The organism is Pseudomonas fluorescens, assembly GCF_018614655.1.
Lineage (GTDB): Bacteria > Pseudomonadota > Gammaproteobacteria > Pseudomonadales > Pseudomonadaceae > Aquipseudomonas > Aquipseudomonas fluorescens_BX.
This window is the reverse complement of the sequence record NZ_JAGGOG010000018.1, coordinates 175682-197327: the sequence shown is the minus strand read 5'-3', so window position 1 is coordinate 197327 and position 21646 is coordinate 175682. Positions and strand designations below refer to the sequence as shown.

Genomic DNA, 21646 nt, shown 5'->3' with positions numbered 1-21646 from the left:
GGCTCGAGGCGACGCCGGGCAAATGTGGGAGCGGGCTTGCTCGCGAAAGCGGTGTATTAGTCAACGGATGCATTGGCTGACCCACCGCTTTCGCGAGCAAGCCCGCTCCCACAGGGGGTTGCGGTGCTTAATGGACCTTGAAGTTCAGGCACAAAAAAAGGCGACCCGAAGGTCGCCTTTTTTACTCATCCAAACAGCGTTGCTCAGAACTCGTGATCGGCGTTGTCCGGGTTCAGGTCGCTGATGCCCAGCTTGCCCGCCGCCAGTTCGATGGCGCCGGTCTGCTGGACTAGCGCGGCAATGGCGTCGCGCACGATCTGGTTGCCCGCGTCGTTGCCGGCGGCGATCAACTGGTCGTAGTGCTCACCCTTGTTGGCGTGGTCAACCATGACCTGGATCTTCGCTTCGGTGGCCGCCAGGTCCGCTTTGAGGGCTGTGTCGGCGGCCGGGTCGGCCTTGGCCACCAGGGACGACAGGCTGGCGCCGGTCATTTTGTTACCGTCGACACGGGTGTATTCGCCCAGGTAGACGTTGCGGATGCCCTTGGCGTCGTAGAAGTGCGAGTTGTGGGTGTTGTCGCTGAAGCAGTCCTGTTCGTCTTCTGGCGAGTTGGCTTCCAGGGAAACCTTCATGCGCTCACCGGCCAGTTCGCCCAAAGACAGGCTGCCCATGCCGAACAGCATCTTGCGCAGGCCGTCGGTGGCAGGTTCTGCTTCCAGGGTGGCGCGGTAGTTGTCTTCGACGTTGGGTTTCCAGTTGCCGACCATTTCTTCGAGGTCGCTGACCAGCAGTTGGGTGACAGCGCGCAAGTAGGTGCGGCGACGCTCGTTGTGGCCGCCCGTGGCGCCGTCACCGGTCATGTAGTCCGAAGCCGGACGGTTGCCGGCGCCAGGGCCGGTACCGTTCAGGTCCTGGCCCCAGAGCAGGAATTCGATAGCGTGATAGCCGGTGGCGACGTTGGCTTCGGAGCCGCCCAGCTCATTGAGGCTGGCGAGTTTTTCCGCGGTGATGTCCTTGACGTCAACCTTGTCTTCGCCGACCTGGACCTCGGTGTTGGCGATGATATTGGCGTTTGCACCTGGGTTGCCGAGTGCGTGCTCGTAGGACTTGTCGACGTAGTCGATCAGGCCCTCGTCCAACGGCCAGGCGTTCACCTGACCTTCCCAGTCGTCGATGATGGTGTTGCCGAAGCGGAACACTTCACTCTGCAGGTACGGTACGCGTGCGGCGATCCAGGCGGTGCGAGCGGCTTTCAGGGTTTCGTCGTTCGGGTTGGCGAGGAAGGTGTCGATGGCGCTTTGCAGGGTTTTGGCCGTGGACTCGGCATCGCTGTAGACCGCAAAGACCATGTCTGCGTAATGCGCGACCACAGCCTTGGCAGCAGCCTCGTCGACCTGGCCAGCAGGCGCGGCAGCCGCAGGTGCGGTAGCGCTGGCGACTGGTTGAGGAGCGGCGGCCTTGTCTTTGCCCTCACCGCAACCGGCGAGAGAAATGGCAATGGCCAGCAGACTGGCGGTAGCCAGAGGCATACGAATCATGGCGAACATCCTGCGTCGGTAGATGGCTGGGGCGCGTATGGCGGCGCGCAAAACTGCAACATAATGCGAAAGATTTGCATTATGTGTAAAGGGTTAACGCGGTAAAAGTTTTTGACATAGGTGGCTGACGCCCTGGGGTGGCCAGCATGGACTTACAAAATCATCGCGTTGTCCCGTTGGGACTGCTTCAGATACGCCGCCAACTCCCGGGCCGGCAGGGGTTTGCTGTAGTGGTAGCCCTGACCTTCATGGCAGCCTTCGGAGATGATGTAGGCCTCCTGCTCGGCGGTTTCTACCCCTTCGGCGATCACCTGCATGCCCAGGCTTTTACCCAGTTGGATAATCGCTCGCACAATAGTGGCATCGTCGTCGTCATCCAGCAGGTCCTGGACGAAGCTCTTGTCGATCTTGATCTTGTCCAACGGCAGGCTTTTCAGGTAGCTGAGGGATGAGTAGCCGGTACCGAAGTCATCAATGGCGATCAACGCCCCTGAGCGGCGCAGGCTCAGCAGATGCTGGGCGGCGGTGCTGATGTCTTCCATCAGGCCGGTTTCGGTGACTTCCAGCTCCAGGCTGCGGGGCGGCAGGCGATAGATCTGCAGCAGGTTATTGACCACCCGCGGCAACTCGGCATGGTGCAGTTGTACCGTGGACAGGTTCACCGCCATGCGCAGGTCGCTGAAGCCCATGTCATGCCATTCCCGCAGTTGTCGACAGGCCTGGTCCAGTACCCACTCGCCGATCGGAATAATGGTGCCGTTCTGTTCTGCCAGCGGGATGAACAGGTCGGGCGGGACCAGGCCGTGTTCCGGGTGTTGCCAGCGCAGCAGCGCCTCCACTCCCACCACCCGATTCTCGCGATAGCTGATCTGCGGCTGGTACACCAGATGAAACTGCTCGCGGCTCAAGGCATCGCGCAAGTCCTTCTCCAACTCCCGGCGACGGCGCATTTCGCTGTCGACGCTGGCGATGTAGAACTGATAGCGATTGCGTGAGCGGCTCTTGGCCAGCGTCATGGTCTGTTCGGCTTTTTGCAGCAGCTTCTCGGTGCTGTCGCCGTCTTCCGGAAACAAGGTGATGCCAATCGTGGCGCGCAGGCGAATTTGTTCGTGGTCGAGGGCGAACTCGGCTTCCAGGTCATCGAGGATGCTTTGCGCCAGTTCGGCTGCTTCATAAGGTTGTTCGATATCGGCCTGGACCAGGGCGAACTGGTCGCCTCCCAGGCGCGCCAGGGCCCCGAGGCGGCCGCTGTGGGCGCGCAGGCGGTCGGCCAGGGCCAGCAGCAGTTGGTCGCCGGCCTGGTAGGTGAATTGCTCGTTGACGCTTTTGAAGTCATCCAGGCCAACACATAACACCGCCACCCGACGTTGTCGGCGGCCGGCGTCGATCAGGATCTTGTCCAATTGCTCCTGCAACTTCTGGCGGTTCGGCAGACCGGTGAGGAAGTCGTGCTGGGCCAAACGCAGCAGGCTGTTTTCTGCTTCATGGCGCAAGTGGGTGTTGCGTTCGATGGATTCGAGCAGCTGGTTGGCGGTGTTGATCCACAACCCCAGTTCGTTCTTTTCATGACCCTTGAGCTGCGGAATCTTGTGCTCGCTGGGACGGTCGGGGTTGATCGAACTCAAGTGCCCGATGATCCGTGACAGAGGTTTGGTCAGCAGCCAGTGGTAGACGAGGTACAGCACCAGGCCCATGGCCAGGGCGCGCAGCACCCCGGAGATGAAAATGATCACTGAGTTGACCAGAAAGCCTTTGCCATAGGTGGCGGTGTCAAGGGTGATGCTCAGGTCGCCGTAATACTCGCTGTAGGGTCCGCGCCCCACCAGCGGCGTGGTGAAGGTGCGTTCCTGGCCGAGGATCGGGTCGGTGAGCCAGCGACTGGAGGACTGCTGCAGGTCACGGCTTTTCTCGGCGAGCATGGCTTCGTTGGGATGGCCGATGGATGCCATGCGCACGGCGTCATCCTGGAACAGGCCTTCGATGACCTGCATGCCCATCTCCCGGTCCAGGCTGTAGACCGCCTGGGTGGAGGGGTCGCGAAACATGTCGAGAATGCGCTGGGCATCGCCGGCCACGGCCTGGCGGGTTTTATAGGCATCGAAAACGATCTGCGCCACGCTCAGTGCCACGCCTACTATCAATGCCGAAAGCAGTACAACCCGGAGCAACTTCACCGACAAGCTGTTTTTGAGTTCCAGCTTCAAAGGGTCATTCCTTGTTCCATTCGGGTAGCCTCAAGATGCCATGAGTATTGGCAATCCGGTGATGGCAGTCAAAGGGACATTGAAGCAGCAGGCGCTTTGGGTTTTGTCTGGATAAGTTTTGAAAGGCGCTACGTAGAGTTAGCACGGCTTGGAAGGGGGCAGGGAGCGATTGTTGCTCTGAACGTTTTGTTGAAAAGGAGACGGATTGCATCCGCCTCCTTGTTTACACCGCTTGGCTTGCGCCGGAGCATGCGTGTTTTTCAGCGCCCAAAATGGGAAATCGGTGGGCGTCTGACTTTACTTATTACCCACCGATTTTCGCTGGATTATTATCTCCAGCCTGCGCTAGCATCGAGGCCAGGTCCTGACCCCCGCTCTGGTCCGGTGGCGAGTTGCTTTCCGTTATTCCTTTCACAAATCCGCCGATTAGCCCGCCTGCTGCTTCGCCTGCCATTCCTAGCATTCCGCCCATTCCGCCCATAGCGCCCATAGCGCCCATAGCGTCATTCTCCAAAGTTTAATGAGAGGGACATTCCTCTCGCTTCGTAGGTGGCAACTTCCTGTTATTGAGTTCCACTAATCGCCGCTCGCTTTTCCAGTTATGACTACCCACAAAAAAGCCCGGCAATCGCCGGGCTCTTTCTACTGCGAGCGTTGCTTAAGCGGTGAAGGTCTTGCCTTCGAACTGCTCAGCGACGAACTTCCAGTTGACCAGGTTCCAGAACGCTTCTACATACTTTGGACGCACGTTGCGGTAGTCGATGTAGTAAGCGTGTTCCCAGACGTCGCAGGTCAGCAGCGGGGTGTCGCCGCTGGTCAGCGGGTTGCCGGCGCCGATGGTGCTGGCCAGGGCCAGGGAACCGTCAGCTTTTTTCACCAGCCAGCCCCAACCGGAACCGAAGGTACCGATGGAAGTCTTGGAGAACTCTTCCTTGAACTTGTCGAACGAACCGAACGCCGCGTTGATGGCTTCAGCCAGCGCGCCGGTAGGTTGACCGCCGGCGTTTGGCGCCAGGCAGTTCCAGTAGAAAGTGTGGTTCCAGACCTGAGCGGCGTTGTTGAAGATACCGCCCGAGGAAGACTTGACGATTTCTTCCAGGGTCTTGCCTTCGAACTCGGTGCCAGGCACCAGGTTGTTCAGGTTCACGACATAGGTGTTGTGGTGCTTGTCGTGGTGATATTCCAGGGTTTCCTTGGAAATGTGCGGCTGCAGGGCATCGTGTGCATAAGGCAGCGGCGGCAATTCGAAAGCCATGATGATTCTCCTAATCAGGTCAGTTGCGGTGAGCGCAAGGCCGATCACGGGCGGCCATACAAGCGCCGGGGAGTTTGTACTCTTTGCGGCGCAGGGTCCGGATCATAGCACCGGGGGTGCGGCAAAACCACGCAACAACTGTGTGGGATAGAGGTTCCAGAGTCTTTTGGCTGCTCTTCAAATACGTTCAGCTCGTGCTTATTAATTGATAGGCCACGCTGAACATCATTGCTGCCACCAACAAGTCCAGTAAACGCCACGTGGTCGGGCGTGCCAGCCACGGAGCCAACCAGGCTGCGCCGAGCGCCAGGGCGGAAAACCACAGCAGCGAAGCACTGGCGGCGCCGGCGACATAAGCGCCAGGTTCAGTTTGTTGGGCACCCAAGGAACCAATCAACAGCACTGTGTCCAGGTACACATGCGGGTTGAGCAGCGTCACTGCCAAGGCGCTGAGCAGCACCGCGCGCAACGAGCGAACCTTATGGTTTTCTCCTTGCTCCAGGCTTTGCCGTGAACAAGCCCGGCGCAGCGCAAGGGTGCCGTACCACAACAGGAAGGCCGCGCCACCCCAGCGGGCAATGGCCAACAACAACGGGCTCTGGGCCAGCACCGTCGCCAGGCCAAATACCCCGGCAGCCACCAGGATGGCATCACACACTATGCACAGCGCGGCCACCGGCAGGTGATGTTCCCGGCGCAAGCTTTGCGCCAGGACAAAGGCGTTTTGCGTGCCGATGGCCATGATCAGGCCGAGGGCGACCAGCAGACCGTTCACGTAACTTTGCCACATGGTCTTTACTCTGCCTTGGCTGCCAATTGGTGCAGCACGGTCATGGCTCGTTCGGCGTCGCTGTGGCCGACAAACAGGTGGTCGTGGTAGTAACCGGCAATCACGTTGCAACTGATCCCGGCCTGGCCCAGGGCGCTGGCGAAAGCCGCCGTGAGACCGACTGCCTCCAGCGCCGAGTGCACGTTCAAGGTGATCCAGGCGGCGATGTACTCGTAGGGCAATCCCGCTTGTTCGGCCTGTTGGCGCTCGACGATCACCGTCAGGCCTTCTTGTTCACGAAAGCTGCCGATCACCTCGCAACCGTCCGGGATGCGGTGGTCGGGCAGGGTGCAAAATACATAGTCGCCCTCGTTGAGGTGCGGGCTCATGCTGCGCAACAGGGTTGCCAGGGCGGTTTCGCCGGCCATGGGGAGATCCTTGAAAAGTGGAGAAGCGATGCTGGCTATTCTCGGGGTTGAAGCTGTATAAGAAAAACCAATACTGCTGATCGCCCATTAGGAAAACTGATGTTCGACTATAAATTACTGGCCGCCCTGGCGGCGGTGGTGGAACAGGCCGGATTCGAGCGGGGCGCCCAGGTGCTCGGGGTCTCGCAATCGGCTATTTCCCAGCGCATCAAACTGCTCGAAGCGCGGATCGGTCAGCCCGTGCTGGTGCGGGCAACGCCGCCGACGCCGACAGACATCGGCCGACGGCTGCTTAACCATGTGCAGCAGGTGCGGTTGTTGGAGCGGGATCTGCAGAGCCAGGTCCCGGCCCTGGATGAAGAGGGCATGCCAGAACGCCTGCGCATCGCCTTGAATGCCGATAGCCTGGCCACCTGGTGGGCCGAAGCGGTCAGTGATTTCTGCGCCGAGCAGCACCTGTTACTGGACCTGGTGGTGGAGGACCAGACCGTGGGCCTCAAGCGCATGCGCGCCGGTGAGGTGGCAGCGTGTATCTGTGCCAGCGAGCGGCCTGTGGCGGGAGCCCGCAGCTTGCGGCTGGGGGCAATGCGCTATCGGGCGCTGGCCAGCCCCGCGTTTATCGCCCGGCACTTTCCAGACGGGGTGCGCGCAGATCAAGTGGCACGCACCCCAGCGCTGGTGTTTGGCCCTGATGATTTCCTGCAACATCGTTACTTGGTTTCCCTGGGCATCGAAGGGGGGTTCGAGCACCATTTGTGCCCATCGTCCGAAGGTTTTATGCGCATGGTAGAGGCCGGGCTGGGCTGGGGCCTGGTACCCGAATTGCAGGTGCGCGACCAGCTTGAGCGGGGCGTTCTGGTGGAGTTGTTGCCAGATAAGCCCATTGACGTGCCACTGTACTGGCATCATTGGCGCAGTGGCGGGCAATTGCTCGGGATGCTGACTGAGCATCTGGCCCGAGCGACTGGCCAATGGCTAGTGCCGTTGGAGTGACAGGAAGCGTCAAGGTAGCAGCGATGAAAAACGAAAGAATGCGGAGTAACACATGAAAATTCTGGTCACCGGCGCAAGCGGCTTTATCGGCGGACGCTTTGCGCGTTTCGCCCTGGAGCAGGGCCTGGACGTACGGGTCAACGGGCGGCGGGCCGAAGGTGTCGAGCACCTGGTACGGCGCGGCGCCGAGTTTATCCAGGGTGATTTGAATGATCCGGACTTGGTGCGCGACCTGTGTCGTGATGTCGAGGCGGTGGTGCATTGCGCGGGTGCCGTGGGGCTGTGGGGGCGCTATCAGGACTTTCACCAGGGCAACGTGTTGGTGACCGAAAACGTTGTCGAAGCGTGCCTCAAACAGCGGGTCGGGCGCCTGGTGCACTTGTCGTCGCCGTCGATTTATTTCGATGGCCGCGACCACGTGGGATTGACCGAAGAGCAGGTGCCCAAGCGCTTCAAACATCCCTATGCGGCCACCAAGTACCTGGCCGAACAGAAGGTTTTCGGTGCCCAGGAGTTCGGCCTTGAAGTGCTGGCCCTGCGCCCGCGTTTTGTCACCGGCGCCGGTGACATGAGCATCTTCCCGCGCCTGTTGAAAATGCAGCGCAAGAACCGCCTGGCAATCGTCGGCGATGGTTTGAACAAGGTTGATTTCACCAGCGTGCACAACCTCAACGAGGCGTTGCTCAGCAGTTTGCTGGCCACTGGTTCCGCCTTGGGCAAGGCCTATAACATCAGCAACGGCACCCCGGTACCGATATGGGACGTGGTGAACTATGTAATGCGGCAGATGGAAATGCCCCAGGTCACGCGTTACCGTTCCTACGGTTTGTCCTACAGCGTCGCGGCGCTCAATGAAGCATTCTGTGCGATGTGGCCTGGGCGCCCGGAGCCTTCACTGTCCCGGCTGGGCATGCAGGTCATGAACAAAGATTTCACCCTCGATATCAGTCGCGCCCGGCATTATCTCGATTATCAACCCAAGGTCAGCCTGTGGACCGCCCTCGACGAGTTCTGCAATTGGTGGAAGGCCCAGGATGGGAGGGCGCAATAGAACCGACCAATGACCTGTAACACCCCGGGAACCGAAGTTCCGGTTCCCGGTCGATCAGTGCGACGGGCAAGGGGTTTATACTCCGCCGCCAGGCTTTCCATGTGGCCACCTCAAGGATTTAAGGTTGATTCATGCGTAACGATGCTAACGACGACTTCGACAACGTTCCCAGCCTGCGGGCTGACACCGGGGGCGACGATGATTTTGCGCCAACCGCTGCCACGTCCGTCCGCTCCCGGCCGGCGCCAGCGGTCAAGGTCAAGAGCGCCAGCACCGGGCCTTTGTGGGCGTTGGTCGGCGCGCTGTTGTTCGCCTTTGCGGGCCTTGCCTGGTGGAGCTTCCAGCAGATTTCCCTGATGGGCCAGCAGTTGGTGGCGACCCAGGAAAGCTTCGCGCGTATCAGCGAAGAGGCGGCCGGGCGCCTGCAGGATATTTCCGGCAAGGTGGTGGCCAGCGAGGCCAACGTCAATAACGGTAGCGAAGCGCTGAAACTGCAGATTAAGCAGCTCGAAACCCAGTTGCTGGAGCAGAGCAAGCAGCAGTTGGGCGTGGCCGGCCAGGCCACGGATCTGGACAACCGGCTGGCGGCAATGACGTCCGGTACCACTGAACTGTCAGCTGCCAACGTGAAGTTGCAAGGACAGGTTCAGGCCCTGACGGAGGCCGTTGCGACGCTCAAGGCGGGCCAAACCGATGCAAGCAAGCGTGATGCCGAATTCAAGGAGTTGTCCGCTGATGTGGCAGCCTTGAAGAAGCAGGGCAATCCAACAGCGGCCATCGCTCGCCTGGAACAGGATCTGCTGGTGCTCAAGAGCGAGCAGGACAATCGCCAGGCCGCTGCTGACGGCCCGACGACCAAAGAGTTCGATGTGTTCCGCATCCAGACCACCCGTAATGTCACGACCTTGCAAAGTCAGGTGCAGAACCTGCAACAGCAGATCAGCGGAGGGAACCGATAGGTGTAAGGGGTATTTCAAATGTCACCGGTTGGTGACATTTCCAGCCGCCTTCGTTACTTGCCCTCTCCCTGTCCTTGTTTAGACTCCGGTCATCCCATAAAAACAAACAGGGCCCACTATGACCACGCAACCGCTGCCTTCCAGCAGTTGGCTGAACGCACCTGCCCATCACACCTGGCTGGCCACTGAAGGTCAGCGCCTGCTGTCGTTCGCCAAGGCCTCGAAGCTGCCTGAAGGCTTTGGCAACCTGGATGACCAGGGCCACCTGCCGGCCAATGCCATCGCCGAAACCATGAACACCGCCCGTATGACCCACAGTTTCGCCATGGCCCACGCCCAGGGCCTGCCGGGCTACGCCGACCGGGTGGAGCACGGGGTAATCGCCCTCAGCGGCCCGTTGCGCGATGCCCATCACGGTGGCTGGTTCGCTACCCCGCAGGCTTGCGACGGGAATACCGGCAAGGCCGCCTACCTGCATGCCTTTGTCGCTCTGGCTGCCAGTTCGGCAGTGGTGGCTGGTGCACCCGGCGCACAAACCCTGCTGAATGACGCCATCCACATCATCGACCAGTATTTCTGGAGCGAGGAGGAGGGCGCGATGCTCGAATCCTTCGCGCAGGACTGGACGGGGGTAGAAGCCTATCGCGGCGCCAACAGCAACATGCACGCCACTGAAGCCTTCCTTGCCTTGGCCGATGTCACTGGCGACACGCGTTGGCTGGATCGTGCGTTGCGCATCGTTGAGCGCGTGATCCACCGTCACGCCGCCGACAACCAATTCATGGTGATCGAACACTTTGATCGGCACTGGCAACCCGTGCGCGGCTACAACGAAGACAATCCGGCCGATGGCTTTCGCCCTTACGGCATTACCCCAGGCCATGGTTTCGAATGGGCGCGGTTGGTGCTGCACCTTGAAGCGGCGCGCCAGCAAGCCGGGTTGGTGACGCCCGAGTGGCTGTTGACTGACGCCAAGGGCCTGTTCGCCAGTGCCTGCGAGTATGGCTGGGCGGTGGATGGCGCTCCCGGCATTGTCTACACCCTCGACTGGGCCCAGCGCCCGGTGGTCCGCGAGCGTTTGCACTGGACTCACGCCGAAGCCAGTGCTGCGGCGCAGGCCCTGCTCAAACGCACGGGCGAGTTGCATTACGAAACCTGGTACCGGCGTTTCTGGGAGTTTTGCGAGACCCATTTTATCGACCGTATCCATGGCAGCTGGCACCACGAACTGAGCCCGCACAACCAGCCCAGCAGCAAAATCTGGGGTGGCAAACCGGATCTGTACCATGCCTGGCAAGCCGTGCTGCTGCCTGGTCTACCCTTGGCCCCCAGTATGGCCAGCGCCTTGGGCGCGGGACTTAATGTCACCACTTGGTGACATTTGTGCGTCCCTTTGTTACGTGCACCTTAAATATCCCTGTTTAAAATCCTATGCAGCGCAAGCTCTAGACTTGCATGCATAACAACAAAAAAGGTACTCAGATGAACGCGATTAATCGCCTCGCCGTTGCTATTTCCATTGCCTCGTTGTTTCCCCTCAGTGCTTTTGCCGCCGACTCGAAAGGGACGGTTGAAGTTGTGCATTGGTGGACCTCGGGTGGTGAGAAGGCGGCAGTAGATGTCCTGAAGGCCCAAGTTGAAAAAGACGGTTTCATCTGGAAAGACGGTGCCGTCGCAGGCGGCGGTGGTTCCACGGCCATGACCGTGTTGAAAAGCCGCGCCGTTGCTGGCAACCCGCCAGGTGTTGCCCAGATCAAAGGCCCGGACATCCAGGAATGGGCGTCCACCGGGCTGCTCGACACCGACGTCCTGAAGGACGTTGCCAAAGAAGAAAAGTGGGACTCTCTGCTCGACAAGAAAGTCTCCGATACCGTGAAGTACGAAGGTAACTACGTGGCCGTGCCGGTGAACATTCACCGCGTCAACTGGCTGTGGATCAACCCTGAAGTCTTCAAGAAAGCCGGTATCGAAAAAGCACCGACCACCCTCGAAGAATTTTACGCAGCCGGCGACAAGCTCAAGAAAGCGGGCTTCATTGCGCTCGCCCACGGTGGCCAGCCTTGGCAGGACAGCACCGTGTTCGAAGCCGTGGTCCTTTCCGTGATGGGGGCCGATGGCTACAAGAAAGCCCTGGTCGATCTGGATGAAAAAGCCCTGACCGGCCCTGAAATGATCAAGTCGCTGACCGAGCTGAAGAAAGTCGCGACCTACATGGACGCCGACGGCAAAGGCCAGGACTGGAACCTGGAAGCCGCCAAAGTCATCAACGGCAAGGCCGGCATGCAGATCATGGGTGACTGGGCCAAGAGCGAGTGGACGGCGGCCAAGAAAGTCGCTGGCAAGGATTACGAGTGCGTAGCCTTCCCGGGTACCGACAAAGCCTTCACCTATAACATCGACTCTTTGGCGGTGTTCAAGCAGAAAGACAAAGGCACTGCTGCCGGTCAGCAGGACATTGCCAAGGTCGTGCTGGGTGAGAACTTCCAGAAAGTCTTCAGCATCAACAAGGGCTCGATCCCGGTTCGGGTCGACATGCTGAAAGACATGGGCAAATACGGTTTTGACTCCTGCGCCCAGACCGCAGCCAAGGACTTCCTGGCAGATGCCCAGACCGGTGGCCTGCAGCCGAGCATGGCGCACAACATGGCGACCACGCTGGCCGTACAGGGTGCGTTCTTTGACGTAGTGACCAACTACATCAACAACCCGAAAGCCGATCCAGCCACTACCGCCAAGCAACTCTACAGTGCGGTCAAGTCGGCCAAGTAAGCCTTGTGGGAGCGGGCTTTCCCGCTCCCTCATTACATGCCCTTGTAATCTTCCCTGGTACTGGATTTTCCCATGAGTTCTGTTGCTGTGTTCAGCAAAGCCTCGCCGTTCGATGCACTGCAGCGCTGGCTACCCAAACTGGTGCTGGCGCCCAGCATGTTCGTCGTCCTGGTGGGCTTTTATGGCTACATCCTGTGGACGTTTGTCCTGTCGTTCACTAACTCGACTTTCCTGCCGTCCTACAAATTTGTAGGCCTGGCGCAATACGCACGCTTGTTCGACAACGACCGCTGGTGGGTGGCGAGCAAGAACCTGGCGGTGTTCGGTGGCATGTTCATCGGCATCACCCTGGTGATCGGCGTGACACTGGCGATTTTCCTCGACCAGAAAATCCGCCGCGAAGGCTTCATCCGCACCATCTACCTGTACCCGATGGCGCTCTCGATGATCGTCACCGGTACCGCCTGGAAATGGCTGCTCAACCCGGGCATGGGCCTGGACAAACTGCTGCGTGACTGGGGCTGGGAAGGCTTCCGCCTGGACTGGCTGATCGACCCTGATCGTGTGGTGTACTGCCTGGTGATCGCTGCCGTGTGGCAAGCCTCGGGCTTTATCATGGCGATGTTCCTGGCCGGTTTGCGTGGGGTTGATCAATCGATCATTCGTGCCGCCCAGATCGATGGCGCGAGCATGCCCAAGATCTACTGGAAAGTGGTGCTGCCCAGCCTGCGCCCGGTGTTCTTCAGCGCGGTGATGATTCTGGCGCACATCGCGATCAAGAGTTTTGACCTGGTGGCGGCGATGACGGCCGGCGGCCCGGGCTACTCGTCCGATCTGCCTGCCATGTTCATGTACTCCTTCACCTTCAGTCGCGGCCAGATGGGCATGGGCTCGGCCAGTGCAATTCTGATGCTCGGTGCGATTCTCGCAATCATCGTGCCTTACCTGTACTCCGAGCTAAGGACCAAACGTAATGACTAGTCTCGCCGGCAAACCTTCCATCAGCCTGAGCCGCATCGCGATCTACGCGGTGCTGATTCTCGCCGTGCTGCTTTATCTGGTACCGCTGGTGGTCATGCTATTGACCAGCTTCAAGACGCCGGAAGACATCAGCACCGGCAACCTGCTGAGCTGGCCCGCCGTGGTCACCGGCATTGGCTGGGTCAAGGCCTGGGCCACGGTCGATGGTTATTTCTGGAACTCGATCAAGATCACCGTCCCGGCGGTGTTGATCTCTACCGCCATCGGCGCGTTGAACGGCTATGTGCTGTCGATGTGGCGTTTTCGCGGTTCGCAGTTGTTCTTCGGCCTGTTGTTGTTCGGCTGCTTCCTGCCGTTCCAGACCGTGCTGCTGCCAGCCTCGTTCACTCTCGGCAAGATGGGCCTGGCCAGCACCACCACCGGCCTGGTGTTCGTGCACATCGTTTACGGCCTGGCGTTTACTACACTGTTCTTCCGTAATTACTACGTGAGCATTCCTGATGCATTAGTGAAGGCGGCACGGCTGGATGGTGCGGGATTCTTTACGATCTTCCGCCTGATCATCTTGCCGATGTCGACTCCGATCATCATGGTCTGCCTGATCTGGCAGTTCACGCAGATCTGGAACGACTTCCTGTTCGGCGTGGTGTTCTCCAGCGGTGATTCGCAGCCCATCACGGTGGCGCTGAACAACCTGGTCAACACCAGCACCGGGGTCAAGGAATACAACGTGGATATGGCGGCGGCGATGATCGCCGGGCTGCCGACCCTGCTGGTCTATGTGATCGCAGGCAAGTATTTCGTGCGCGGGCTGACGGCCGGCGCAGTCAAGGGGTAATCATGGCAACGCTAGAACTTCGCAATGTAAACAAGACCTATGGCGCCGGCTTGCCGGACACCTTGAAGAACATCGAACTGTCGATCAAGGAAGGTGAGTTTCTGATTCTTGTCGGGCCTTCGGGTTGCGGCAAGTCGACGTTGATGAACTGCATCGCCGGCCTTGAGAACATCACCGGCGGCGCGATCATGATTGGCGACCAGGACGTCAGCGGCATGAGCCCCAAGGATCGCGACATCGCCATGGTGTTCCAGTCCTACGCGCTGTACCCGACCATGAGCGTGCGCGAGAACATCGAATTCGGCCTGAAAATCCGCAAGATGCCGCAGGCTGCCATCGACGAAGAGGTGGCGCGGGTGGCCAAGCTGCTGCAGATCGAGCACTTGCTCAATCGCAAGCCGGGCCAGCTGTCAGGCGGCCAGCAACAGCGTGTGGCCATGGGCCGTGCATTGGCCCGTCGGCCGAAGATTTACCTGTTCGACGAGCCACTGTCCAACCTCGACGCCAAGCTGCGGGTTGAGATGCGGACCGAAATGAAACTGATGCACCAGCGCCTGAAAACCACCACCGTTTACGTCACCCACGATCAGATCGAAGCGATGACCCTGGGCGACAAAGTGGCGGTGATGAAGGACGGCATCATCCAGCAGTTCGGTACGCCGAAACAAATCTACAACGACCCGGCCAACCTGTTTGTGGCAAGCTTTATCGGTTCACCACCGATGAACTTCATCCCTCTGCGCCTGCAACGCAAGGATGGTCGACTGGTGGCGCTGCTGGACAGCGGCCAGGCCCGTTGCGAATTGGCGCTGAACATGAACGACGCCGGTCTGGAAGATCGCGATGTGATTCTCGGCCTGCGCCCGGAGCAGATCGTGCTGGCGGCGTGCGAGGGTAATGGATCGTCGAGCATTCGTGCCGAAGTGCAAGTGACCGAACCGACCGGTCCGGACACCCTGGTGTTCGTGCAGCTCAATGACACCAAGGTCTGCTGCCGTTTGGCGCCGGACGTGGCACCGCAGGTCGGCGAGACCCTGACCCTGCAATTCGATCCGGCCAAGGTGTTGCTGTTCGACGCCAAGACTGGTGAGCGACTGGGTACCGCTGTTTCGCTGCCGGCACAGGGGCATGCTGACAACGTGGCGCAGTTCAAGGGCCGTTGATGCCTCTGTAGGAGCGAGCTTGCTCGCGAAGGTTGTCAACGATGACGCGGGCATCCTGGGTGAACGCGGTGAGCTTGAGTTTTTCGCGAGCAAGCTCGCTCCTACGGACATGCAATTAAAGCTTAACTTGTTGTTTTAATTAAAAAATGTAACCCGCGTTAGATAAAAACAGTTTAATAACAATAAAGACGAGGATGTACGGATGAAAAAGCAACACAACAACACCCGGCTGCTCTGCCAACTGTCAGCAGCAGCAGCCTTTGTATTGTCCGCCAATGCGATGGCGGCCGATGCGTTCAGCGCCGATTCCAAGTGGATGACCGGCGATTGGGGCGGCGAGCGTACCAAGCTGATCGAGCAAGGTATCGATATCAAGGCTGACTACGTAGGGGAAATGGGCTACAACGCCCACGGCGGTTACAACGATGACAAGACCGGTCGTTACTCTGACCAGTTCGGTCTAGGGGTGGCGCTGGACCTGCAAAAGCTGTGGGGCTGGGATAACACCCAGGCCAAGATCCAGCTCACAAACCGTAACGGTCAAAATATCTCCAATGACCGCGTTGGTGATCCGCGTGCCGGCACCTTGAGTTCCTCGCAGGAAGTCTATGGTCGTGGCCACATGGTGCGTCTGACCCAGTTGTGGATCCAGCATCAGTTCCTCGACGGCAAACTGGACGTGAAGGCCGGTTACTTCGGTGAAGGCGAAGACTTCAACACCTTCCCATGTGAATTCCAGAACCTGGCGTTCTGTGGCTCCCAAGTGGGTAACTGGGCAACCAACATCTGGTACAACTGGCCGGTCATGCAGGCGGCGTTGCGCGTGAAGTACAACATCACGCCTGAGTTGTATGCCCAGATCGGTGCGTACAATCAGAACCCATCGCAGACTGAACACGGTAACGGCTTCAAACTCAGCGGCAGTGGTACCAAAGGCACCGTCTTGCCAGTCGAATTGGTCTGGTCGCCGAAGGTCAACGGCCTGCCGGGCGAATACCGTGTGGGTTACTACAAGAGCACGGCCGACGCCAATGACGTCCGTGAAGACGTGAACGGCCAGGATGCGGGTGCCACCGGTAACCCTTACCGCGTACGCAACAGCAAGAGCGGCTACTGGGGCGTGGTGCAACAGCAACTCACTACCCACAACGGCGACGCCTCCCGCGGTCTGAACGTTGCGGCGAACGCGACCTTCCACGACAAGGACACCAACTTCATCGACAACTACCAGTCGCTGATGTTTGTGTACAAAGGTCCATTCGACGCACGTCCAAAGGATGACATCGGTATCGGTTTTGCCCGTATCCATGTCAACGATGATGTGAAGAAAAATGCTGAGTTGATCAACGCGTCCGGCGGCTTCACCGACTACGATCAGGCCGGTTACATGCCGCTGCGAAGCACTGAGTACAACTACGAACTCAACTATGGCTTCCACGTCACCAACTGGCTGACCGTGCGTCCTAACCTGCAATACATCACCCACCCAGGTGGCGTGGATAAAGTCGACAACGCCTTGGTTGCCGGTCTGAAAATTCAGTCGGTGTTCTAACGCTGTTGCGATAAGCTCCTTCTCTCTGTGCGCATTTTGCGGGTAGCCATGGCTATCCGCTTTTTTTTGGGTTGCACTGTGATAATCAGGACCGTGGCACATGCATGAGCATCCGCTGCAACGCTTTTTCAAATCTCTGCGCGAGCGTCCGGTGTTCGCCTGGGAGCGCTTTCAGATGCGCGACGTGTTGGTGATTGACCACCCCCTGTGCCAGGCGGTGTTCAGTCGCCAGGGCGCGCAATTGCTGCACTTTCAGCCCACGGGCCAGAGACCCTGGCTGTGGTGTGCCGCCAAGTGGCCGCAAGTCGGCGCCATTCGTGGTGGCGTGCCGGTGTGCTGGCCGTGGTATGGCCGCCATCCCAGTGAAAACGCCTGGCCATCCCACGGTTGGGCGCGCCTGATCGACTGGAAACTGCTCGACAGCAGCACCGAGGACGATGGCGTACGCCTGCACTGGCGATTGCAGCTGTGTGATTGGCAAGTGGACTTGCATGCACACTTGGGCGAAACCCTGGAACTGCGCCTGAGCACCGAGCATCAAGACGAGTTGCCGTGCCAGTTGAGTCATGCCTTGCACGCTTACTGGCGTATTGGTCATGTTGATGAGGTAGCGCTGTCTGGACTCGACGGGGCGCAAGGTTATGACCAGCTCAATCGCCAGGTTTGCCAGCAGGAAGGTGAGCTGCGCGTGGATGGCGGTTGCCAGCGGGTGTTCCAGCATGACGGTGAATTGCAGCTCAAGGACCACGCCTGGCAGCGCGAGCTGTGCATCGATACCGGCGACAGCGCCGACACGGTGGTGTGGCACCCGGGCAGCCGGCCGCTGCTGGGCGTAAGCTTTAACGAGGCGTCGGGATTTGTCTGCGTTGAGTCGGCGATGGCGGGCGCGAGCCTGGCGCCGGGGGAGCGGGCGCATTTGAGTTTGCAGGCCAGGGCTGGGGTTTGATCCAGACCGAGGTGGCTTTTTGTGGCGAGCGGGCTTGCCCGCGTTGGGCTGCGAAGCGGCCCCAGAGCCATCCTCCTTGTTCTAACTGAAGAAACGCGGCGGCTTTAATGGGGCTGCTGCGCAGCCCAACGCGGGCAAGCCCGCTCGCCACAGAGTCCGACTCACCCAGGCTTTTGGGCTGCCTTAGTTAAACTCATCCCCCACCGGATATCGGCTGTCATTCAAGCTTTCTTTGATCTTGCGCAAATGCGGCTGGAAGTCCACCCCGCGACGCAAGGTCATGCCCGTTGCCAGCACATCCAGCACTGTCAGCTGAATGATCCGCGAAGTCATCGGCATGTAGATGTCGGTGTCTTCCGGCAATGGAATGTTCAGGCTCACCGTACTGGCCTTGGCCAGTGGCGAGTTCTCGGCAGTCACGCCCAATACCGAAGCACCGTTTTCCCGGGCGATACGCGCCACTTCCACCAGTTCGCGGGTACGCCCGGTGTAGGAAATAATCACGAACAGCTCGCCCGTGTGGGCCACCGACGCGATCATTCGTTGCATCAGCACATCAGCATGGGCCGTCACCGCCAGGTTGAAGCGGAAAAACTTGTGCAGGGCATCCATGGCCACTGGCGCTGAAGCACCGAGGCCGAAAAAGTGAATCTGCCGGGCCTGGATCAGCAAATCCACGGCTTTGCTGATCAGGTTCGGGTCCAGCGCCTGGCAGGCGGCGTCCAGTGACGCGATGGCACTGCCAAAGATCTTCTGGGTGTAGGCCTCGGGGTTATCATCGGCCTCCACCGCACGACTGACGTACGCTGCGCCGCTGGCCAGGCTTTGCGCCAGCTGCAATTTGAGTTCAGGGTAACCACTGACGCCGAACGAGCGGCAGAAGCGGTTGACCGTCGGTTCGCTGACCGATGCGGCTTGGGCGAGGGCGGCGATAGAGAAGCGGGTCGCCTGCTGCGGGTTGAGCAGGATGACCTCGGCGACTTTTCGCTCGGCCTTGTTCAGTTCTTCGAGGCGTTTCTGGATCTGTTCCAGAAGATTTCGCACGCGGTCCATTCATGTTTCCTTAGGGCGACGATGCAAATAAGGGTCGTCAACCAATCGACGAGTGGCCCTTTGCGGTGGCCTATCCTACTGAGGGTAGTTCAACACCACCACTCGCAATGCGTATTTCGGGAAAATGTTGTGGTTATTACTACATTTTTCCTTGAGTGATGCCTTGAAAAAAGGTATTTGTAGCTTAACTTGATAAAAGAACAAACATCATGCCTTCGATAACCGTAGAACCCTGCACCTTTGCCCTGTTTGGCGCCTTGGGTGATCTGGCGCTGCGCAAGTTATTTCCTGCCCTCTATCAACTCGATGGCGCCGGGCTCTTGCACGACGACACCCGCATCCTGGCCCTGGCCCGGGAAGCCGGCTCCGAGCAACAGCACCTGGCCCACATTGATCAAGAATTACGCAAATACGTTGGCAAGGAGCTGGATGAAGCTGTTGCCCAACGCTTCCTGGCGCGCCTGAGCTACCTGCACGTCGACTTCATGAAGGCTGACGACTACGTCGCCCTGGCCGAGAAGGCCGGTACCGAGCAGCGTCTGATCGCCTACTTCGCCACGCCTGCGGCGGTGTACGGCGCGATCTGCGAGAACCTGTCCAAGGTCGGCCTGGCGGAAAACACCCGGGTCGTCCTGGAAAAGCCCATCGGTTCGGACCTGGAGTCTTCGCGCAAGGTCAACGATGCCGTGGCGCAGTTTTTCCCGGAAAACCGCACCTACCGTATCGACCATTACCTGGGCAAAGAGACCGTCCAGAACCTGATCGCCCTGCGATTTGCCAACAGTCTGTTCGAAACCCAGTGGAACCAGAACTACATCTCCCACGTGGAAATCACCGTGGCCGAGAAGGTCGGTATCGAAGGCCGCTGGGGTTACTTCGACAAGGCCGGCCAGTTGCGGGACATGATCCAGAATCACCTGCTGCAACTGCTTTGCCTGATCGCGATGGACCCGCCGGCCGATTTGTCCGCCGACAGCATCCGCGACGAGAAGGTCAAGGTGCTCAAGGCCCTGGCGCCCATCAGCCCGGAAGGCCTGACCACCCAAGTGGTGCGCGGCCAATACATCGCCGGTTACAGCGCCGGCAAACCGGTGCCGGGTTACCTGGAAGAAGAGAATTCCAACACCCAGAGCGACACCGAAACCTTCGTTGCCTTACGCGCGGATATCCGCAACTGGCGCTGGGCCGGCGTGCCGTTTTACCTACGTACCGGCAAGCGTATGCCGGACAAGCTGTCGCAGATTGTCATTCACTTCAAGGAACCTTCCCACTACATCTTCGCCCCCGAGCAGCGCTTGCAGATCAGCAACAAGCTGATCATCCGCCTGCAGCCGGACGAAGGTATTTCCTTGCGCGTGATGACCAAGGAGCAAGGCCTGGACAAGGGCATGCAACTGCGCAGCGGGCCACTGCAACTGAATTTTTCCGACACCTATCGCAGTGCACGAATTCCCGATGCCTACGAGCGGTTGTTGCTGGAAGTGATGCGCGGCAATCAGAACCTGTTTGTCCGTAAAGATGAAATCGAAGCCGCGTGGAAGTGGTGTGACCAGTTGATCGCCGGGTGGAAAAAGTCCGGTGATGCGCCCAAGCCGTATGCGGCGGGTTCCTGGGGGCCGATGAGCTCCATTGCACTGATCACGCGGGATGGGAGGTCTTGGTATGGCGATATCTGAATTGAAACTGCCTCAGGGTGTCAGCGCTCATGAGTACCGTAACCCGGTGCTGCTGGCCGAAGGCTTGGCCAATGACGTGGCTGAACAACTGCGCGCGGCCATCAGTGCCCGTGGCGAAGCGGTGCTGGTGGTGTCCGGCGGTCGCAGTCCGGTGGCGTTTTTCCAGAACCTGGCCAAACAAGGCCTGGACTGGTCCAGGGTGACCATCACCCTGGCCGACGAGCGCTGGGTACCGGTGGAACACGCCGACAGCAACGCCGGCCTTCTGAAGAAATACCTGCTGCAAGGCCCGGCGGCCAAGGCGAAGTTTTTGAGCCTGTACCACGTTGCCGCCAATCTTGAAGACGCCGCCGAACTGGCCGACCGTCAGTTGGCAGAGTTGCCGGCGATTGATGTGCTGGTGCTGGGCATGGGGGATGACGGTCATACCGCATCGCTGTTCCCCAACAGCCCGAATCTGCTGGAGGCCTTGAAGCCGGACGGCAGCCGCCGATGCTGGCCGATGCTGGCACCGACCGTGCCTCATCAGCGTCTGACCATGAGTCGTGCGCTGCTGGGCACGGCCAATTACACCGTATTGTCGATTTCCGGCAGTTCGAAACTCACCACCCTGAGCGAAGCACTGGCCAGTGACGATGTTGCTGCCATGCCGGTTCGGGCGTTTTTGCAACCTACTTTAGAGATTTACTGGTGCCCATGAGCCAAGGATCAGCCGCGATGAAAAGCCCTCAACCTACCGTTTCCATGGCGGACAAAGTTGCCTTGATCGACAGTCTCTGCGCTAAGGCGCGGATCCTGCCCGTGATCACCATTGCCCGTGAACAGGACATTCTGCCACTGGCCGATGCCCTGGCGGCCGGTGGCTTGACTGCACTGGAAGTGACCCTGCGCTCGCAGTTCGGCCTCAAGGCCATCCAGGTGTTGCGTGAGCAGCGTCCGGAGTTGTGCACTGGCGCTGGCACTGTGCTGGATCGCACCATGCTCGAAGCGGCAGAAGTCGCAGGCTCGCAATTTATCGTCACCCCAGGCATTACCCGTGACCTGCTGGAAGCCTCGGTGCACAGCCCCATCCCACTGCTGCCAGGTATCAGCAATGCGTCGGGCATCATGGAAGGCTATGGCCTGGGTTATCGCCGCTTCAAGCTGTTCCCGGCGGAAGTCAGTGGTGGCGTCGCCGCGATCAAGGCCCTGGGCGGCCCGTTCGGCGAAGTGAAATTCTGCCCGACTGGCGGCGTTGGCCCGGCCAATATCAAGAGCTACATGGCGTTGAAAAACGTGATGTGCGTGGGCGGTAGCTGGATGCTTGATCCGGAGTGGATCAAGAACGGCGACTGGGCGCGCATCCAGGAAGTCACCGCACAGGCGCTGGCGCTGCTGGACTGATTGGATTTACCGAATCGTTGTTGCTGTGCTTAACGGCATTTTTGCGGTGCACTTGGTCGGTGTACCGCTTTTTTTTGCCTGCTGAAAA

Annotated in this window: 19 protein-coding genes; 13 read left to right on the top strand and 6 right to left on the bottom strand. The window is 59.4% G+C overall.

What is annotated here, in order from left to right; all coding sequences use genetic code 11:
- Window positions 1-203: 203 nt before the first annotated feature.
- The 5 genes from J7E41_RS18965 to J7E41_RS18945 form a co-directional block, all read right to left on the bottom strand.
- A complete protein-coding gene (locus J7E41_RS18965; protein ID WP_214995123.1) occupies window positions 204-1538 on the bottom strand; it encodes an imelysin family protein in 1335 nt (444 codons plus the stop codon).
- Window positions 1539-1690: 152 nt separating this feature from the next.
- Complete coding sequence (locus tag J7E41_RS18960) at window positions 1691-3742, bottom strand: putative bifunctional diguanylate cyclase/phosphodiesterase (RefSeq protein WP_214995121.1); 2052 nt, start codon at window positions 3740-3742, stop codon at window positions 1691-1693.
- A gap of 658 nt (window positions 3743-4400) precedes the next feature.
- The gene (locus J7E41_RS18955; RefSeq protein ID WP_169355970.1) at window positions 4401-4997 is read right to left on the bottom strand and encodes a superoxide dismutase; all 597 of its coding nucleotides are present in this window, start codon (window positions 4995-4997) and stop codon (window positions 4401-4403) included.
- 187 nt (window positions 4998-5184) lie between these two features.
- Complete coding sequence (locus J7E41_RS18950; protein ID WP_214995119.1) at window positions 5185-5787, bottom strand: LysE/ArgO family amino acid transporter; 603 nt, start codon at window positions 5785-5787, stop codon at window positions 5185-5187.
- A gap of 5 nt (window positions 5788-5792) precedes the next feature.
- Entirely contained in the window at window positions 5793-6194 is a 402-nt protein-coding gene (locus J7E41_RS18945; RefSeq protein ID WP_214995117.1) for an ACT domain-containing protein, read from the bottom strand.
- Window positions 6195-6293: 99 nt separating this feature from the next.
- Here J7E41_RS18945 and J7E41_RS18940 point away from each other — a divergent pair, with 99 nt between their 5' ends.
- The 10 genes from J7E41_RS18940 to J7E41_RS18895 all read left to right on the top strand — a co-directional run bounded on the left by J7E41_RS18940 (window position 6294) and on the right by J7E41_RS18895 (window position 17446).
- Window positions 6294-7187 carry a LysR family transcriptional regulator ArgP gene (locus J7E41_RS18940; RefSeq protein ID WP_214995115.1) on the top strand — a complete coding sequence of 298 codons (894 nt, stop codon included), beginning with the start codon at window positions 6294-6296 and terminating at the stop codon, window positions 7185-7187.
- A 52-nt stretch (window positions 7188-7239) separates the two neighbouring features.
- Window positions 7240-8238, top strand: coding sequence for an NAD-dependent epimerase/dehydratase family protein (locus J7E41_RS18935; RefSeq protein ID WP_214995113.1), 999 nt, complete (start codon window positions 7240-7242; stop codon window positions 8236-8238).
- 131 nt (window positions 8239-8369) lie between these two features.
- Window positions 8370-9197, top strand: a complete 828-nt coding sequence (locus J7E41_RS18930) for an ATPase (protein ID WP_214995111.1) — start codon at window positions 8370-8372, stop codon at window positions 9195-9197.
- A 118-nt stretch (window positions 9198-9315) separates the two neighbouring features.
- Window positions 9316-10575, top strand: coding sequence for a D-mannose isomerase (locus J7E41_RS18925; protein WP_214995109.1), 1260 nt, complete (start codon window positions 9316-9318; stop codon window positions 10573-10575).
- A 104-nt stretch (window positions 10576-10679) separates the two neighbouring features.
- The gene (locus tag J7E41_RS18920) at window positions 10680-11966 is read left to right on the top strand and encodes an ABC transporter substrate-binding protein (RefSeq protein ID WP_214995107.1); all 1287 of its coding nucleotides are present in this window, start codon (window positions 10680-10682) and stop codon (window positions 11964-11966) included.
- Window positions 11967-12038: 72 nt separating this feature from the next.
- A complete protein-coding gene (locus J7E41_RS18915; protein WP_214995105.1) occupies window positions 12039-12947 on the top strand; it encodes a carbohydrate ABC transporter permease in 909 nt (302 codons plus the stop codon).
- On the top strand, window positions 12940-13785 hold the full coding sequence (locus J7E41_RS18910) for a carbohydrate ABC transporter permease (protein ID WP_214995103.1): 846 nt from the start codon (window positions 12940-12942) through the stop codon (window positions 13783-13785). Before J7E41_RS18915 ends, J7E41_RS18910 begins: the two co-directional genes overlap by 8 nt.
- A 2-nt stretch (window positions 13786-13787) precedes the next feature.
- Window positions 13788-14948 carry an ABC transporter ATP-binding protein gene (locus J7E41_RS18905; protein ID WP_214995101.1) on the top strand — a complete coding sequence of 387 codons (1161 nt, stop codon included), beginning with the start codon at window positions 13788-13790 and terminating at the stop codon, window positions 14946-14948.
- 202 nt (window positions 14949-15150) lie between these two features.
- The gene (locus J7E41_RS18900) at window positions 15151-16500 is read left to right on the top strand and encodes a carbohydrate porin (protein ID WP_214995099.1); all 1350 of its coding nucleotides are present in this window, start codon (window positions 15151-15153) and stop codon (window positions 16498-16500) included.
- Between the two features lie 100 nt (window positions 16501-16600).
- Window positions 16601-17446 (top strand): D-hexose-6-phosphate mutarotase, encoded by an 846-nt coding sequence (locus J7E41_RS18895; protein ID WP_214995097.1) that lies wholly within the window; start codon window positions 16601-16603, stop codon window positions 17444-17446.
- Window positions 17447-17629: 183 nt separating this feature from the next.
- Here the strand turns inward: J7E41_RS18895 and J7E41_RS18890 are convergent, their stop codons facing one another.
- Window positions 17630-18490 (bottom strand): MurR/RpiR family transcriptional regulator, encoded by an 861-nt coding sequence (locus tag J7E41_RS18890; protein ID WP_178123141.1) that lies wholly within the window; start codon window positions 18488-18490, stop codon window positions 17630-17632.
- Window positions 18491-18708: 218 nt separating this feature from the next.
- Here J7E41_RS18890 and zwf point away from each other — a divergent pair, with 218 nt between their 5' ends.
- From zwf to J7E41_RS18875, 3 genes are read left to right on the top strand one after another with little or no spacing between them, the layout of a single operon-like run.
- A complete protein-coding gene (gene zwf / locus J7E41_RS18885) occupies window positions 18709-20175 on the top strand; it encodes a glucose-6-phosphate dehydrogenase (RefSeq protein WP_169355957.1) in 1467 nt (488 codons plus the stop codon).
- Complete coding sequence (pgl, locus tag J7E41_RS18880) at window positions 20162-20875, top strand: 6-phosphogluconolactonase (RefSeq protein ID WP_214995095.1); 714 nt, start codon at window positions 20162-20164, stop codon at window positions 20873-20875. Before zwf ends, pgl begins: the two co-directional genes overlap by 14 nt.
- Window positions 20876-20892: 17 nt before the next feature.
- Window positions 20893-21558 carry a bifunctional 4-hydroxy-2-oxoglutarate aldolase/2-dehydro-3-deoxy-phosphogluconate aldolase gene (locus tag J7E41_RS18875; protein ID WP_214995094.1) on the top strand — a complete coding sequence of 222 codons (666 nt, stop codon included), beginning with the start codon at window positions 20893-20895 and terminating at the stop codon, window positions 21556-21558.
- Window positions 21559-21646: the final 88 nt, after the last annotated feature.

Bases quoted from the DNA above. Each gene is read 5' to 3' on its own strand.
- J7E41_RS18965 (WP_214995123.1), bottom strand. From the start codon at position 1,538: ATGATTCGTATGCCTCTGGCTACCGCCAGTCTGCTGGCCATTGCCATT.
- J7E41_RS18955 (WP_169355970.1), bottom strand. From the start codon at position 4,997: ATGGCTTTCGAATTGCCGCCGCTGCCTTATGCACACGATGCCCTGCAG.
- J7E41_RS18950 (WP_214995119.1), bottom strand. From the start codon at position 5,787: ATGTGGCAAAGTTACGTGAACGGTCTGCTGGTCGCCCTCGGCCTGATC.
- J7E41_RS18945 (WP_214995117.1), bottom strand. From the start codon at position 6,194: ATGGCCGGCGAAACCGCCCTGGCAACCCTGTTGCGCAGCATGAGCCCG.
- J7E41_RS18940 (WP_214995115.1), top strand. From the start codon at position 6,294: ATGTTCGACTATAAATTACTGGCCGCCCTGGCGGCGGTGGTGGAACAG.
- J7E41_RS18935 (WP_214995113.1), top strand. From the start codon at position 7,240: ATGAAAATTCTGGTCACCGGCGCAAGCGGCTTTATCGGCGGACGCTTT.
- J7E41_RS18930 (WP_214995111.1), top strand. From the start codon at position 8,370: ATGCGTAACGATGCTAACGACGACTTCGACAACGTTCCCAGCCTGCGG.
- J7E41_RS18925 (WP_214995109.1), top strand. From the start codon at position 9,316: ATGACCACGCAACCGCTGCCTTCCAGCAGTTGGCTGAACGCACCTGCC.
- J7E41_RS18920 (WP_214995107.1), top strand. From the start codon at position 10,680: ATGAACGCGATTAATCGCCTCGCCGTTGCTATTTCCATTGCCTCGTTG.
- J7E41_RS18915 (WP_214995105.1), top strand. From the start codon at position 12,039: ATGAGTTCTGTTGCTGTGTTCAGCAAAGCCTCGCCGTTCGATGCACTG.
- J7E41_RS18910 (WP_214995103.1), top strand. From the start codon at position 12,940: ATGACTAGTCTCGCCGGCAAACCTTCCATCAGCCTGAGCCGCATCGCG.
- J7E41_RS18905 (WP_214995101.1), top strand. From the start codon at position 13,788: ATGGCAACGCTAGAACTTCGCAATGTAAACAAGACCTATGGCGCCGGC.
- J7E41_RS18900 (WP_214995099.1), top strand. From the start codon at position 15,151: ATGAAAAAGCAACACAACAACACCCGGCTGCTCTGCCAACTGTCAGCA.
- J7E41_RS18895 (WP_214995097.1), top strand. From the start codon at position 16,601: ATGCATGAGCATCCGCTGCAACGCTTTTTCAAATCTCTGCGCGAGCGT.
- zwf (WP_169355957.1), top strand. From the start codon at position 18,709: ATGCCTTCGATAACCGTAGAACCCTGCACCTTTGCCCTGTTTGGCGCC.
- pgl (WP_214995095.1), top strand. From the start codon at position 20,162: ATGGCGATATCTGAATTGAAACTGCCTCAGGGTGTCAGCGCTCATGAG.
- J7E41_RS18875 (WP_214995094.1), top strand. From the start codon at position 20,893: ATGAAAAGCCCTCAACCTACCGTTTCCATGGCGGACAAAGTTGCCTTG.